Annotated in this window: 10 protein-coding genes; 4 read left to right on the top strand and 6 right to left on the bottom strand. The window is 34.8% G+C overall.

The genetic code is table 11. The features are described 5' to 3' along the window. Window positions 1-264: 264 nt before the first annotated feature. On the bottom strand, window positions 265-2454 hold the full coding sequence (locus DNC80_RS08420) for a glutamine synthetase III (RefSeq protein WP_182650797.1): 2190 nt from the start codon (window positions 2452-2454) through the stop codon (window positions 265-267). Window positions 2455-2717: 263 nt separating this feature from the next. On the opposite strand from DNC80_RS08420, the gene DNC80_RS08415 reads away from it, so the two are divergent. Then, a complete protein-coding gene (locus DNC80_RS08415) occupies window positions 2718-3731 on the top strand; it encodes a glutamine synthetase beta-grasp domain-containing protein (protein ID WP_086455128.1) in 1014 nt (337 codons plus the stop codon). A 159-nt stretch (window positions 3732-3890) separates the two neighbouring features. After that, window positions 3891-4838: a TerC family protein gene (locus DNC80_RS08410; RefSeq protein ID WP_182650795.1), complete on the top strand. Its 948-nt coding sequence runs from the start codon at window positions 3891-3893 to the stop codon at window positions 4836-4838. A gap of 68 nt (window positions 4839-4906) precedes the next feature. Here DNC80_RS08410 and DNC80_RS08405 read toward each other — a convergent pair whose 3' ends face one another. After that, the gene (locus DNC80_RS08405) at window positions 4907-5398 is read right to left on the bottom strand and encodes a hypothetical protein (RefSeq protein WP_182650793.1); all 492 of its coding nucleotides are present in this window, start codon (window positions 5396-5398) and stop codon (window positions 4907-4909) included. 269 nt (window positions 5399-5667) lie between these two features. Continuing rightward, window positions 5668-9120 (bottom strand): methylmalonyl-CoA mutase family protein, encoded by a 3453-nt coding sequence (locus DNC80_RS08400; protein ID WP_182650791.1) that lies wholly within the window; start codon window positions 9118-9120, stop codon window positions 5668-5670. Window positions 9121-9400: 280 nt separating this feature from the next. On the opposite strand from DNC80_RS08400, the gene DNC80_RS08395 reads away from it, so the two are divergent. Both DNC80_RS08395 and purU read left to right on the top strand, forming a co-directional pair. Beyond that, complete coding sequence (locus DNC80_RS08395; protein ID WP_144892876.1) at window positions 9401-10108, top strand: DUF4197 domain-containing protein; 708 nt, start codon at window positions 9401-9403, stop codon at window positions 10106-10108. 115 nt (window positions 10109-10223) lie between these two features. After that, window positions 10224-11078 (top strand): formyltetrahydrofolate deformylase, encoded by an 855-nt coding sequence (gene purU, locus DNC80_RS08390; RefSeq protein ID WP_182650789.1) that lies wholly within the window; start codon window positions 10224-10226, stop codon window positions 11076-11078. A 217-nt stretch (window positions 11079-11295) separates the two neighbouring features. Here purU and DNC80_RS08385 read toward each other — a convergent pair whose 3' ends face one another. The 3 genes from DNC80_RS08385 to pyrF all read right to left on the bottom strand — a co-directional run bounded on the left by DNC80_RS08385 (window position 11296) and on the right by pyrF (window position 13857). Continuing rightward, window positions 11296-12081: an alpha/beta fold hydrolase gene (locus tag DNC80_RS08385; protein WP_086454709.1), complete on the bottom strand. Its 786-nt coding sequence runs from the start codon at window positions 12079-12081 to the stop codon at window positions 11296-11298. A gap of 101 nt (window positions 12082-12182) precedes the next feature. Further along, the gene (locus tag DNC80_RS08380; RefSeq protein ID WP_182650788.1) at window positions 12183-12986 is read right to left on the bottom strand and encodes an ABC transporter substrate-binding protein; all 804 of its coding nucleotides are present in this window, start codon (window positions 12984-12986) and stop codon (window positions 12183-12185) included. 52 nt (window positions 12987-13038) lie between these two features. After that, window positions 13039-13857, bottom strand: a complete 819-nt coding sequence (pyrF, locus tag DNC80_RS08375; RefSeq protein ID WP_182650785.1) for an orotidine-5'-phosphate decarboxylase — start codon at window positions 13855-13857, stop codon at window positions 13039-13041. Between the last annotated feature and the right edge of the window lie 306 nt (window positions 13858-14163).

Below are 14163 nucleotides of genomic sequence, written 5' to 3'. Positions count from 1 at the left end.
ATTTTTGAAAAAATAAATTATTAGGTCTCAAATTTTTAAAAAAAAATGAAACAGACATATTTAAAAGTATATTGATCGTAATTTATTCATAAACAAAATTTAATGCTTTTTTGATTGTATCCTTTTATTATTTAGGTCGAAAAAAAAAATCTCACAGATTATGCCTGAAATGGATAAAAAAATGCCTCTCTAAAACAGAGAGGCATTTTCTTATAATGTGTACTTACTTTGCAATTAAGAATATATTATAAACGATACTTTAATTTACTTTGTAAATAACAATTCTCGATATTTAGTCAAGGTCCAAATTTCGTTATCAACTAGTAACTCTAGTTTATCACAGTGGTTTCTAATAATCTCAAAATAAGGTTTTACTTTATTACAATACGCTTCGGCCATTTCTTGAGCATTTGTTAAAGTATTTGCTTTTCTTCTTTCATCTGTCATTTCTTCAACTTTTGAATTTATCCCTTCAATATGTCCCGAAATTTCTTTGATAAGATTAATTTGTTCTTTTGCAATCGTTTCAAAATCAGCTCCAAAAATATCTTTCAACCCTTTAACATTGGCAATCAACGTATTTTGGTACTTAATAGCAGTTGGTATAACATGATTCTTAGATATATCTCCTAGAACTCTACCTTCTATTTGTATTTTTTTAGTGTATTCCTCTAATTCAATTTCATATCGTGCCTCCACTTCTACATGATTCATGATGTTTAACTCTGAGAATAAATCTAAAGACTGCTTAGAAATTCTAGCTTTTAAAGCTTCAGGCGTAGTTTTAAAATTACTTAAACCGCGTTTTTTTGCTTCAACTTCCCATTCTTCGCTATAGCCATCTCCTTCAAAAAGAATTTTTTTAGACTGCTTGATGTATTCTCTCAAGACATTAAAAATAGCATCATCTTTTTTCATGTCTTTCAAGTCAATTAAGGCATCAACCTCAACTTTAAAGTCTCTCAATTGTTTAGCAACAATAGCGTTTAATGTTGTCATTGCATTAGAACAATTGGCTGTTGACCCTACAGCTCTAAATTCAAATTTATTTCCTGTAAAAGCAAAAGGCGAGGTTCTATTTCGATCTGTATTGTCAAGAAGTACATCTGGAATTTTTCCTACTACGTTCAATTTCAAATCTGTTTTCTCCTCTGGTGATAATTTTCCTGCTGTTACTCCTTCCAGTTCTGCTAATACTTTTGTAAGTTGCTCTCCAATAAATACTGATATAATTGCTGGAGGAGCTTCATTGGCGCCAAGCCTATGATCATTACTAGCCGATGCAATGGCAGCTCTTAGTAAAGATTCGTTATCATTAACGGCTTTAATAGTATTGATAAAAAAGGTTAAAAACTGTAAATTACTCATAGGAGTTTTACTTGGACTCAACAAGTTAACCCCAGTATCTGTTGCCAAAGACCAGTTATTGTGCTTTCCAGATCCATTTACTCCTTTAAAAGGTTTTTCATGAAACAATACTTTTAAGTCATGGCGTTCGGCTACTTTTTGCATCACATCCATCAACAAACAATTGTGATCAACTGCTAAGTTGGTTTCTTCAAAAATGGGAGCCAATTCAAATTGATTAGGAGCAACTTCATTATGACGTGTTTTTACTGGAATTCCAAGGAGCATACACTCTTGCTCCAAGTCTCTCATATAGGTAAGCGCACGTGTAGGAATGGATCCAAAATAGTGATCATCTAGTTGTTGTCCTTTTGCGGAAGTATGTCCAAGAAGTGTTCTTCCAGTCATGATTAAATCAGGACGAGAATTAGCTAATGCACTATCAACCAAAAAGTATTCTTGTTCCCAACCCAAAGTGGCGGTCACTTTTTTCACATTTTTATCAAAATATTTACAAACTTCTGTTGCTGCTTCATCCATAACCATAAGCGCACGCAAAAGTGGTGTTTTATAATCTAAAGCTTCGCCGGTGTACGAAATAAATACAGTAGGTATGCAAAGAGTTGTTCCAAAGATAAATGCTGGTGATGTAGGATCCCAAGCCGTGTAACCTCTGGCTTCAAATGTATTTCTGATTCCTCCATTTGGAAAACTAGAAGCATCAGGTTCTTGTTGAACTAATTGTGCACCACCAAATTTTTCAACAGGATCACTCCCGTCATGAGATGTTTCAAAAAAAGCGTCGTGTTTTTCAGCAGTTGTTCCTGTAAGCGGCTGAAACCAATGTGTATAATGGGTTACTCCTTTTGCAAGTGCCCATTCTTTCATACCCATCGCAATGTAATCTGCTAATTTACGGTCAATTTTGGTTCCGTGTTGTACCGCACTTTGAATTCCTTTTAAAGCATCCGAAGTTAGGTATTGCTTCATTGCCTTTTCATTAAAGACATTTGAACCAAAAATTATTGATTTTCTACCTGTTTCATCAAATTGAACGGGCTTTCTAGTCGATGCTTCTCTCAAAGCTTGAAAACGTAATGTTGGCATGTTTCGTTTTTTTAAAATTAGTTTAAATCCAATAGATCAAAATCAAATATACTCAATAATTGCATAAAAAATAAAAGGAAGTACTTTATGAATTTACATAATTAAGCCCTGCAAAAATACGTATTTTTTAATTCACCCCCTATAAAAATACCGTTTTGAAAAATATTATGCCATTTAAAATAAAAAACACCCCCATTTTTACAGTATTTAAAAAAATATTTTACTTTTGTGCCAGCAATTTTACGAAGTAAATCTATAAAGACATGGCAAAAATTAAATTAGAGTACATTTGGTTAGATGGATATGAACCAACACAAAACCTTAGAAGTAAAACTAAAGTTGAAGAGCACGAAAATTTTCAAGGAACTCTTGCAGAAATAGGAAACTGGTCATTTGACGGTTCCTCTACAAGACAAGCTGAAGGTGGTTCGTCTGATTGTTTATTGGTACCAGTAGCAATCTATCCTGATCCTACTCGTATTAATGGATATCTTGTTATGACCGAAGTTATGAATGCAGATGGTACTCCTCATGCTTCAAACGGAAGAGCAACTATAGATGATGATGGTGATTTTTGGTTTGGTTTTGAACAAGAGTACTTTATTATGGATACCAAAACTTTATTGCCTTTGGGTTTCCCAATTGGAGGTTATCCAGCACCACAAGGAATGTACTATTGCTCAGTAGGTGGAAAAAACACACATGGAAGAGCACTTGTTGAAGAACATGCAGACCTTTGTATAGCAGCTGGAATCAACTTTGAAGGAATCAATCAAGAAGTTGCTTGTGGCCAATGGGAATTTCAATTGTTTGCTCAAGGTGCAAAAAAAGCAGGAGACGAAATTTGGGTAGCACGTTACTTATTGGATCGTTTGACTGAAAAATACGGCTACTATATTGAATACCACCCAAAACCTCTAGGAGATACAGATTGGAATGGATCTGGAATGCATGCTAACTTTTCTAATGAAGTTTTAAGAACATGTGGTTCTCAAGAAATTTATGAAAAAATATGTGAAGCTTTTAGACCTGTAACGGCTGAACACATTGCAGTATATGGTGCTTACAACGACTTGCGTTTAACAGGTAAGCACGAAACAGCTTCAATTCATGATTTCTCTTATGGAGTTTCAGACAGAGGTTGCTCAATACGTATTCCTTTAATGACTGTTCAAAAAGGATGGAAAGGATGGCTTGAAGATCGTAGACCAGCTTCAAACGGTGATCCATACAAAATTGCAGCTAGAATTATCAAAACAGTAAACTCTGCTTTGTAATTTTGAATACTATATTTTTTTGAATCAAAATGCCTTCCATAACGAAGGCATTTTTTTTACACCAATTTCAAAGAGTTACTGCCCTCAACTTTATTTTCAATAATCTTCTTGTTTCAAGATTCTCGAAGTATCTTTGCGCTACATTTTAAAATAACTTTTATGATTGTTTGGATCTCTTTCTTAGTAGCAGTTCTAATTTTTCTAGCATTAGACTTGGGAGTATTTAATAAAAACCCACATATCATTAGCTCAAAAGAAGCTGGGAAATGGACCGCAATATGGGTTACATTATCGTTTTTGTTTTCTGGAGTAGTGTACTGGTTGTACTCCACAAATTACATTGCTAACCCAGATGCACTTAAACCTAGTGCTGCTGCCATGAAATTTATTACAGGGTATTTAATTGAACTCTCCCTAAGTATTGACAATATATTTGTGATAGCCATAATTTTTGCTGCTTTTAAAATTCCACAAAAATACCAGCACCGCGTTTTGTTTTGGGGTATATTAGGTGCTATTATTTTTAGAGGTTTAATGATTTTCTTTGGTGTTATGCTTATCAATAAGTTCACTTGGATGACTTACATCTTTGGTTTGTTTCTTATTTATACCGCTGCAAAAATGCTTTTTAGTGGAGAGGATGAACAATTTCAACCTAAAAAATCTTTTGTTTACAAGGCATTAAAAAAAGTCATTCCAATTTCTAATCACATAGACAAAGAACATTTTTTTGTAAAAAGAAGACATATTACAGCTGCAACCCCATTATTTGTATCGCTTATTGTAATTGAAGTTATGGATGTAGTTTTTGCAATTGATAGCGTACCCGCAATTCTTGCTATTACAAACGATCCTTTTCTTGTTTTTAGTTCTAATATTTTTGCCATACTTGGATTGCGATCTATGTATTTTTTTTTAGCAAATATGCTTGCAAAATTCAGCTATCTAGAATACAGTCTTATTGCTATTTTAAGCTTTGTAGGACTCAAAATGTTACTGCACGACTTTATTAAATTACCAGAATGGGCTTCACTTGCTTTTATTGCAGTTGCGCTTCTACTTGGTATTGGAGTTTCATTATTTAAAAGTAAAAATTCTGAAGAGTAAAGCATTCATTTTATACCACAAAAAAAGGAAATCTCACGATTTCCTTTTTTTTATGAATATAATTTAAATTACAAAGTGATCTTTTTAACATCGCTTTGTTGAACTTTTAAAGCTGACATCACTGCATTTATATCATTCTTATTGACTGTTTTTGCAAAACCATCTGGAACAATAACTATTTTAAACGTTTGGTTTTGAGTCCAATCAGGTGATAAGGTATTCAAACTAAAATTAGCAGTTAAAAACAAATTGACATTAAATCTGGTATAATCAAAATTATAATCCAGCTCTCTACCATTGTCAAGATAATAAGTCTGTGGCATCAATCTCCAGATATCTTGACCATTAACTACATCAAACAAATGGTACACTAATACAGAATCAAATGATCCTATTGGCGGATCAAAATCTACTATTTTACTATATCCATTACCTGGACCAAAAGAAGTCGTGACTTCAAAAACTTCTGTTCTTGGACCATCTTCGTACACTTCTGTAACTTCGCAACTTTGTAGTGTCATCATCCCGATGAATGCTAAAAATAGAGTAATATTTTTCATGGTTATATAAATTTTAGTTGTTATTTTAAATTCTATTCATGAACTGTGCCAAACTTTATTTTACAAATGACATAGCTTTAAATGAATTTAAAACAACATAATACAAAACCCTAAAAAACAGCAATTTATAAATTATTTTACTGTGCGATTAGTGACATAAAATTTAAAAAAATACTTAGATCACAAGTGAAATCCACTATAATGAGTTAACACCATAAAAAAAGACCTTTCCGTAGAAAGGTCTTTTTCATTATAATAAAAATTAAAACTTACATATTGCGTCTGTACTGACCTCCTACTTCAAACAAGGCCGCCGTAATTTGTCCTAATGAACAAACCTTTGTTGCTTCCATCAAGTGTTCAAATAGATTTTCATTTTTAATAGCCGCTTCTTGAATGCTATTCAGTTGTGCATTCACCTTATCTTGATTAGATTGGTGAAGATTATTCAACATATCAATCTGGTATTGTTTCTCTTCTTCGGTAGCACGAATTACTTCAGCTGGAATTACGGTTGGCGATCCTTTAGAACTCAAGAAGGTGTTCACACCCACAATTGGGAATTCACCGGTATGTTTTAAGGTTTCATAATACAAACTTTCTTCTTGAATTTTACTACGCTGATACATTGTTTCCATAGCACCTAAAACTCCTCCACGCTCGGTAATTCTATCAAATTCTAGTAATACCGCAGCTTCAACAAGATCTGTTAATTCTTCGATGATAAAAGCTCCTTGAATTGGGTTTTCATTTTTGGCTAGACCTAATTCCTTATTGATAATCAACTGAATCGCCATGGCACGACGCACACTTTCTTCCGTAGGTGTCGTAATAGCTTCGTCATACGCATTGGTATGCAATGAGTTACAGTTGTCATAAATAGCGTATAAAGCTTGTAATGTGGTACGAATATCGTTGAAATCAATTTCTTGTGCATGCAACGAACGTCCAGAAGTTTGAATGTGGTATTTCAACATTTGCGCTCTTTCATTGGCGCCATATTTTATTTTCATGGCTTTCGCCCAAATTCTACGCGCTACTCTACCTATTACAGCGTATTCTGGATCTACTCCATTCGAAAAGAAGAACGATAAATTAGGTCCAAAATCATTGATGTTCATGCCACGGCTCAAATAATATTCCACATAAGTGAATCCATTAGAAAGGGTAAAAGCCAATTGTGTAATTGGGTTTGCACCAGCCTCAGCAATGTGATATCCCGAAATAGAAACCGAATAAAAGTTTCTAACGTTTTTAGTAATAAAGTATTCCTGAACGTCACCCATTAACCTTAGTGCGAATTCAGTAGAAAAAATACAGGTATTTTGAGCTTGATCTTCTTTTAAAATATCAGCCTGCACTGTTCCACGCACTTGTGATAAGGTTCTTGCTTTAATATCATTGTAAATTTCCATAGGCAAAACCTGATCTCCTGTAACTCCCAAAAGAAGTAACCCTAAACCATTATTTCCTGCAGGTAAATCACCTTGGTATTGTGGTCTTTCTACCCCTTTTTGCTTGTAAATAGCTTTGATTTGAGCAGCAACTTCAGCTTCAAGGTTATTTTCTTTGATGTAAATTTCGCACTGCTGATCGATTGCAGCATTCATAAAAAACCCAAGCAGCATCGGAGCTGGTCCGTTGATCGTCATACTAACCGAAGTCATTGCATGAACTAAATCAAAACCTGAATACAACTTTTTAGCATCATCTAGACAACAAATAGAAACTCCGGCATTACCAATTTTTCCATAAATATCTGGACGCACATGCGGATCATTACCATACAAAGTCACACTATCAAAGGCCGTAGAAAGCCTTTTTGCTGGCAATCCAGCACTTACATAATGAAAACGTTTGTTGGTTCTTTCTGGCCCACCTTCACCAGCAAACATTCTTGAAGGATCTTCTCCTTCACGCTTAAAAGGATATAAACCTGCAGTAAAAGGAAATTCTCCTGGAACATTTTCCTGTAGACACCAGCGTAAAATATCGCCCCAAGCTTTGTACTTTGGCAAAGCAATTTTCGGAATTTGTGAATGCGATAATGACTCGGTATGGGTGGCCATTTTAATTTCGCGATCACGTACTTTAAACGTATAAACCGGATTTTTATACTTGTTTACTTTTTCATCCCAAGTTAAAACAATCTCCCAGTTGTAGGGATCTAAATCCATTTTTACTTTTTCAAACTGATTTAGTAAAAGATTTAAGAATATTTTATTTTCGGCAGCACCCGCTTTTTCAAGTTCTATAGCAGTTGGTAGAACAGAATCATCATTAATTCCTGCTTTGTTCAGCTCCGGTGTTTTATTAGCAACCGTTTCAATGGTTTTGTAAATACCATATAATTTTTGAGCAACTTGTTCTTGGCTTAAGGCAGTCACATCATATTTGCGGTTACTCTCTGCAATTTCAGACAAATAACGGGTTCTGTGCGGAGGAATCACAAAGATTTTTTCGCTCATTTCACGCGTAATTTGAAACGTAGATTGCAAATCAGAATTTGTTTTTTCATGGACTTTATCCATAATCGCTTTGTAAAGCGTATTCATTCCAGGATCATTAAACTGCGAAGCAATTGTCCCGAAAACAGGTAGTGTATCCAAATCAGCATCCCACAGGTTATGGTTGCGCTGGTATTGTTTTTTTACATCACGCAATGCATCTAGAGAACCGCGTTTGTCAAATTTATTTATCGCTACCAAATCAGCAAAATCAAGCATGTCAATTTTTTCCAATTGGGTTGCCGCACCAAACTCTGGAGTCATAACGTACAAAGAAACATCAGAGTGGTCCATAATCTCAGTATCAGACTGACCGATTCCTGAAGTTTCTAATATAATAATATCATAGTTTGCAGCTTTGATGACTTGAATAGCATCAGCTACATATTTTGACAAAGCTAAATTGGACTGACGTGTAGCCAATGAACGCATATACACGCGTGGATTATTGATGGCATTCATACGGATTCTATCACCCAGAAGTGCTCCACCCGTTTTTCTTTTAGATGGATCTACAGAGATTAATCCGATTGTTTTTTCAGGAAAATCAATCAAGAAACGACGTACTAATTCATCAACTAACGACGATTTTCCAGCACCACCTGTACCCGTAATTCCCAGTACTGGTGTTTTACAATTTTCATTCTTTTTTTGGATCAGTTCCAATGTTTTAGCTGCAACATCAGGGAAATTCTCTGCTGCAGATATGATTCTGGCTAGAGCTGTTGGATTTTTCGCCTCTAATTGCTCCACTTCATTAGTCAATTTATCTCCAGTAGGAAAATCAGATTGTTGAACCAAGTCGTTAATCATTCCTTGTAATCCCATCGCGCGTCCATCATCTGGAGCGTAAATGCGGGTAATCCCGTAAGCTTGCAGTTCAGCAATTTCAGTAGGCAAAATCACTCCGCCTCCACCACCAAAAATTTTTATTTGACCCGCTCCTTTTTCTTGAAGCAAATCGTACATGTATTTGAAATACTCGTTATGACCACCTTGATAAGAAGTGATGGCAATAGCATTAGCATCTTCTTGAATTGCTGTATTTACAACTTCTTCTACACTACGGTCGTGACCTAGGTGAATTACCTCAACACCTGTAGATTGAATAATCCTACGCATGATGTTGATTGCTGCATCATGACCGTCAAAAAGGGCTGCTGCTGTTACAATTCTTACTTTATTGTTAGGGATATATGGTATTTGTTGTTCCATTTTATGAATATGATAATTTAAGCCTGCAATTTACAATTTTATTTTAAAAAAGCTATTTGAAGTTAACCGATGTTATTCACATTTATAGAAGAATTTTCTAATCTAGCCCCGATTGCAGCGGCATCCCTCGCTTTTTTTAGAGCGAGGATACAGCGAAAAGCGGGACAAATTTTCATGAATGCACAAAATGGGTGCTAATAATGAAAAGTTTGGCTTTATTTTTGAATAAGTCGTATTTTTACAAATGCCAAATGGCGCACTAACGAATACCCTATTTAAGATGAAGAAGATTGTAGTACTGATCGCGGCGATTTCCCTTTCTGGTTGTGCCGAAATGCAACAAGTAATGAATCAATTTCCGCAAACGCAAGGCATTGGAGGCATTGATATTGCTGGCGGTTTAAAGGAAGCTTTAAACAACGGAATTTCGAAACAAGTTACAAAACTAACGGCTACTGATGGTTTTTATCGCAATGAGGCTGTTAAAATTTTATTGCCAGAGGAATTGCGAAAAGTAGATACTGGTTTGCGCAAAATAGGACTCAGTTCCCTTGCCGACGAAGGGTTAAAAGTATTGAACCGTGCTGCTGAAGATGCTGTAAAAGAGGCCACACCCATATTTGTAGACGCCGTGAGAAATATGACTATTACGGATGCCAAAACTATTTTGTTAGGCAATCAAAATGCGGCAACATCGTATTTGCAAAACAGTACTTCAACGGCTTTGTACGGAAAATTTAATCCTGTAATTAAAAACTCATTTACAAAAGTAGGCGCGGATAAAGTGTGGGCCAACATTATTACCAAATACAACAGCATTCCGCTGGTGAATAAAGTAAATCCTGACTTGACGGATTATGTGACTAAGCAAGCGCTGACGGGTGTTTTTAAAATGGTTGCCGTAGAGGAAAAGAATATCAGAACTAATTTGAGTTCCAGAACCTCTGTGTTACTACAAAAAGTTTTTGCTATGCAGGATAAGAAATAAAAAAATGGCTGTTTTATATCACAGAAACAGCCAAATCCTATTTTTTTATACCAGCAAATACCATTAGTTTTGAGTTAGTAGCCCTCTACTTTTCAAAGGCCTAAAAAGAAAACGCATGCAAAAAATTACAATACTAATTCACTGCCCAGATCAAAAAGCAATTATTGCCTCTGTAACTAATTATATTGCCGCCATTGATGGAAATATCGTTTATTTAGACCAGCATGTAGATGCTGATGAAGATGTTTTTTTCATGCGTCTTGAATGTGAATTTAAAGCTGAAAATTGGAATCTAGAAGCTATAAAAGCCGATTTTCAAACTGTTATCGCTACACCGTTCCAAATGTCATGGGAAATGCACCTGCAGACTGACAAACCTAAAATGGCTTTGTTTGTGTCCAAATACGACCATTGCTTATATGATATTCTTGGGCGTTATCGAGTGGGCGAATTGCCTCTTGAAATTGCAATAATTATTAGCAATCACCAAGATTTAGAAGCAGTAGCGCATCAATTTGGAATTCCTTTTTATCATGTTCCTTTTACGAAAGATATAAAAGATATAGGCGAAAAACAACAATTAGAATTACTCGTTCAATACCAAATTGATTTTATTGTTTTGGCCCGCTACATGCAAATTATTACTCCAAATCTTATTGCACAATTTAAAAATCGGATCATCAACATTCATCATTCTTTTTTACCCGCTTTTCCGGGTGCTAAACCGTATCACTCCGCTTTTAAACGAGGTGTAAAAATCATTGGTGCTACAAGTCATTATGTAACCGAAGAATTAGACGAAGGCCCTATTATTGAACAAGACATAGCACGAGTTTCTCACAGTCATTCTATTGATGATTTTATCATGAAAGGGCGCGACCTAGAACGAACAGTGTTGGCAAGGGCCATCAAATTACACGCGGAACGCAAAACAATGGTGTATAATAATAAGACGATTGTGTTTCTGTAAAAAAAGTAATAAAATACTGATTTTCAAATTTTTGCATTTTAAAAAATCATACTTTTGGATTACCAAAATCTTAACTAAAGTCCAACAAAGTAATAACAAAATCTTAACAACGATATCTTGAGTTCTTCACGACCTTTGTAGAGTAATAAACTGGTTATTTATTATTTTGGTTTTGGTTAGTTAAAGAATTGCTCGTACTCTAGTACGGGCATTTTTTTTACCTTTTATTTTTTAGGAAAGAAAGAACAGCCTCATTAAAAATATTAGGTTGCTCCACGTTGACAACATGCCCTGAATTTTCAACCACAAAAAGTTTTGAAGATTTGTAATGACTCTCGACCACTTTACGAACTGATGGTAAAAACATATAATCTTCCTCCCCCATTACATATAAAGTGGGGATATTCAATTCAACTTGACGGAACCATTTAAGAACCGGATTGATTTCGGCTGTAAGCTTGAACCATTTAATGAATTCTTTTTGGTATAACTTTTTAGCTTCGTTGATAAACAGCAATCGAGATTGTTTGTGGCTTTTCTTTGGCATGATTACAAATGCAAAGAACTTGTATAAAACCAAATAAGGCAACACGTATTTAAACATATTTCCCAAGCGCATTAACACTTGCGAGCGAAAATTCATTTTGAGAATGGCACCACCCAAAATCATGCTTTGGACCCGTTCTGGATACATTTCTGCCAATTGCCTGATTAAAATTGTTCCTAATGAAATGCCTACAAAATGGGATTTTTTAATGTGTAAATGATCTAAGACTTCGAGAATATCATTGGCCAAAGCCGAAAAAGTATATTTTTGTTTGAAAGCGGTTTTTAGAGTCGTTTTTGATTCACCATGACCTCGTAAATCGAGTAGCAAAACATTGTATTGCTTTTTGAAATCTCGAATTTGTTTGAACCAAATAGACGAGCTTCCGCCTGCTCCGTGGACAAAAGTAACCCACTGATCGGTATTTTTATTCTCGTAAATGGTGTAATTGATCACGTATTTTTTTTTGTAAAAATAGAACTTTAATTTAAAATTTCAACACTGTTTGATGCTAACCTGATTAATATAGGTTTGTAAAATCAAAATAAACCTAATGCCTATACTGTTGCTATTGAATTATGGATTTTTTTGAAATAATCAAAAGCTTTGACTAATCTGCTTCCATGCCAGGAAAACATTTCGCCATCAACAAAAATTGTTTTGCCGTGGTGCGTGTGAATTCCTATTTCAAAAGCATGCTCCTCTGTAAAAGGAAACGGTTCCGAGGACAGAAAAACAAGTTGGGGATCACCCTCAGAACGAATTTTTGTAATATCCACTTCGGGGTATCGCTCTTTGTTTGCGTATATATTTTCAAAGTGATTCAATTGTAATAATTCATCAATAAAAGTTCCAGAACCTGCTACCATATAAGGGTTTTTCCAAATAAAATAGGCCACTCTTAAAACGGGTTTATCGGCTATGAATTTTTTAAAATCGCTCCATGCAAAAGTCAATTTGTCGATCCATTTTTGAGATTCGGTACGGCAGTTAAACAGCTGTCCAAAATCTTTAATCATTTGGATATTGTCTTCAATGGTACAAATATCTGTCACCCAAACGGGAGCAATTTTTTGCAATTCGGCTACCATTTCTTGAGTGTTTTCCTCTTTATTGGAAATGATAATATCCGGTTGCAGCAATCGGATTTTTTCATAATGCACTTTTTTAGTGCCTCCTACTGATTTCTTAGTCGATTTGAAATGATAGGGATGCACGCAAAACTTAGTAATACCGACTATTTTCTCCTCAAGACCTAAATCATACAGCAGTTCTGTTTGAGATGGAACTAGTGAAACAATGCGTTTTGGAGATGACTCAAACGTATGGGAACGACCAAGCTGGTCAATGTATGTTTTCATGAATGGTTTCTGTAAATGAAATGAGATAAAGGCCAACAAACGCAATCTTTAACTACTTTAGATCAAGAATTGCATTCATCTCTTGTTGTATTTTTAAAGCTTCTTCACGTGCTTTTTGGGCAAAATCAGTTCCGTTTGATGCATAAATAATCCCTCGAGAAGAATTAATGAGTAGACCTATAGAGTCATTCATTCCGTATTTACAAACCTCTGATAAGCTTCCGCCCTGCGCACCAACTCCAGGAACGAGTAAAAAACTATCCGGCACAATCTTTCTAACTTCAGTAAAGTATTCAGCTTTAGTAGCGCCTACCACATACATTAAATTAGAACTATTTTTCCAAGTTTTTGAAGTTTCAAGTACCTGCTTGTACAATTCTTGCTGGTTTGTTTGTAGCGTTTGAAAATCAAACGCACCCTCATTTGACGTAAGTGCTAGCATTATAGTATGCTTATTCTCAAAAGCTAGAAAAGGCTCAACAGAATCTTTCCCCATATAAGGAGCAACGGTTACACTATCAAATTTTAAGTCTTCAAAGAAGGCCTTAGCATACATAGAAGAGGTGTTTCCTATGTCGCCGCGTTTTGCATCGGCAATTGTAAAAACATCGGGATAATTTTCATTGATGTATTCAATCGTTTTTTGTAATGAAGTCCAACCCTTTAAACCATAAGCCTCATAAAAAGCTGTGTTTGGCTTGTAAGATACAACTAAATCGTGTGTTGCATTAATAACAGCTTTGTTGAACTCAAAAATAGGATCTTCAAGATCGAGTAAATGTTTTGGAATTTTATCTAAATCTACATCAAGCCCTACGCAAAGGAATGATTTTTTAATTTTAATTTGATCGATTAATTGCTGTGTTGTCATATTATAGTAGTTGTGTGGCAAAATTACAAACATCTATTTCAATTAATGTTATACCGTAGAATAAAAATTAAATTTTAATCTTTAACTGATGAATCTATAAATTAACCATGGAAAGGAAAGTCAAAAGTAATAAGCCTTAACAAAACTCAATTTTCTCTTTTACAGCGAGATGTTTTGCGAGATATAAGAGTAAATTTAATTTTGAAAAAAACATATAATAGCTTCATTTCTTTGTGTGAAATAAATTAATTTCCTACAAAATAAAAAATAAAATTAACGATTGTTCAATCTAAAAGAATGGACTTA

This window comes from Flavobacterium sp. SOK18b, from assembly GCF_014156605.1.
Taxonomy (GTDB): Bacteria; Bacteroidota; Bacteroidia; order Flavobacteriales; family Flavobacteriaceae; genus Flavobacterium; species Flavobacterium tiangeerense.
This window is presented reverse-complemented; position numbering and strand designations above follow the sequence as displayed.

Excerpts from the sequence above, each read along its gene's own strand:
- DNC80_RS08420 (WP_182650797.1), bottom strand. The coding sequence starts at position 2,454 with ATGCCAACATTACGTTTTCAAGCTTTGAGAGAAGCATCGACTAGAAAG.
- DNC80_RS08415 (WP_086455128.1), top strand. The coding sequence starts at position 2,718 with ATGGCAAAAATTAAATTAGAGTACATTTGGTTAGATGGATATGAACCA.
- DNC80_RS08410 (WP_182650795.1), top strand. The coding sequence starts at position 3,891 with ATGATTGTTTGGATCTCTTTCTTAGTAGCAGTTCTAATTTTTCTAGCA.
- DNC80_RS08405 (WP_182650793.1), bottom strand. The coding sequence starts at position 5,398 with ATGAAAAATATTACTCTATTTTTAGCATTCATCGGGATGATGACACTA.
- DNC80_RS08400 (WP_182650791.1), bottom strand. The coding sequence starts at position 9,120 with ATGGAACAACAAATACCATATATCCCTAACAATAAAGTAAGAATTGTA.
- DNC80_RS08395 (WP_144892876.1), top strand. The coding sequence starts at position 9,401 with ATGAAGAAGATTGTAGTACTGATCGCGGCGATTTCCCTTTCTGGTTGT.
- purU (WP_182650789.1), top strand. The coding sequence starts at position 10,224 with ATGCAAAAAATTACAATACTAATTCACTGCCCAGATCAAAAAGCAATT.
- DNC80_RS08380 (WP_182650788.1), bottom strand. The coding sequence starts at position 12,986 with ATGAAAACATACATTGACCAGCTTGGTCGTTCCCATACGTTTGAGTCA.
- pyrF (WP_182650785.1), bottom strand. The coding sequence starts at position 13,857 with ATGACAACACAGCAATTAATCGATCAAATTAAAATTAAAAAATCATTC.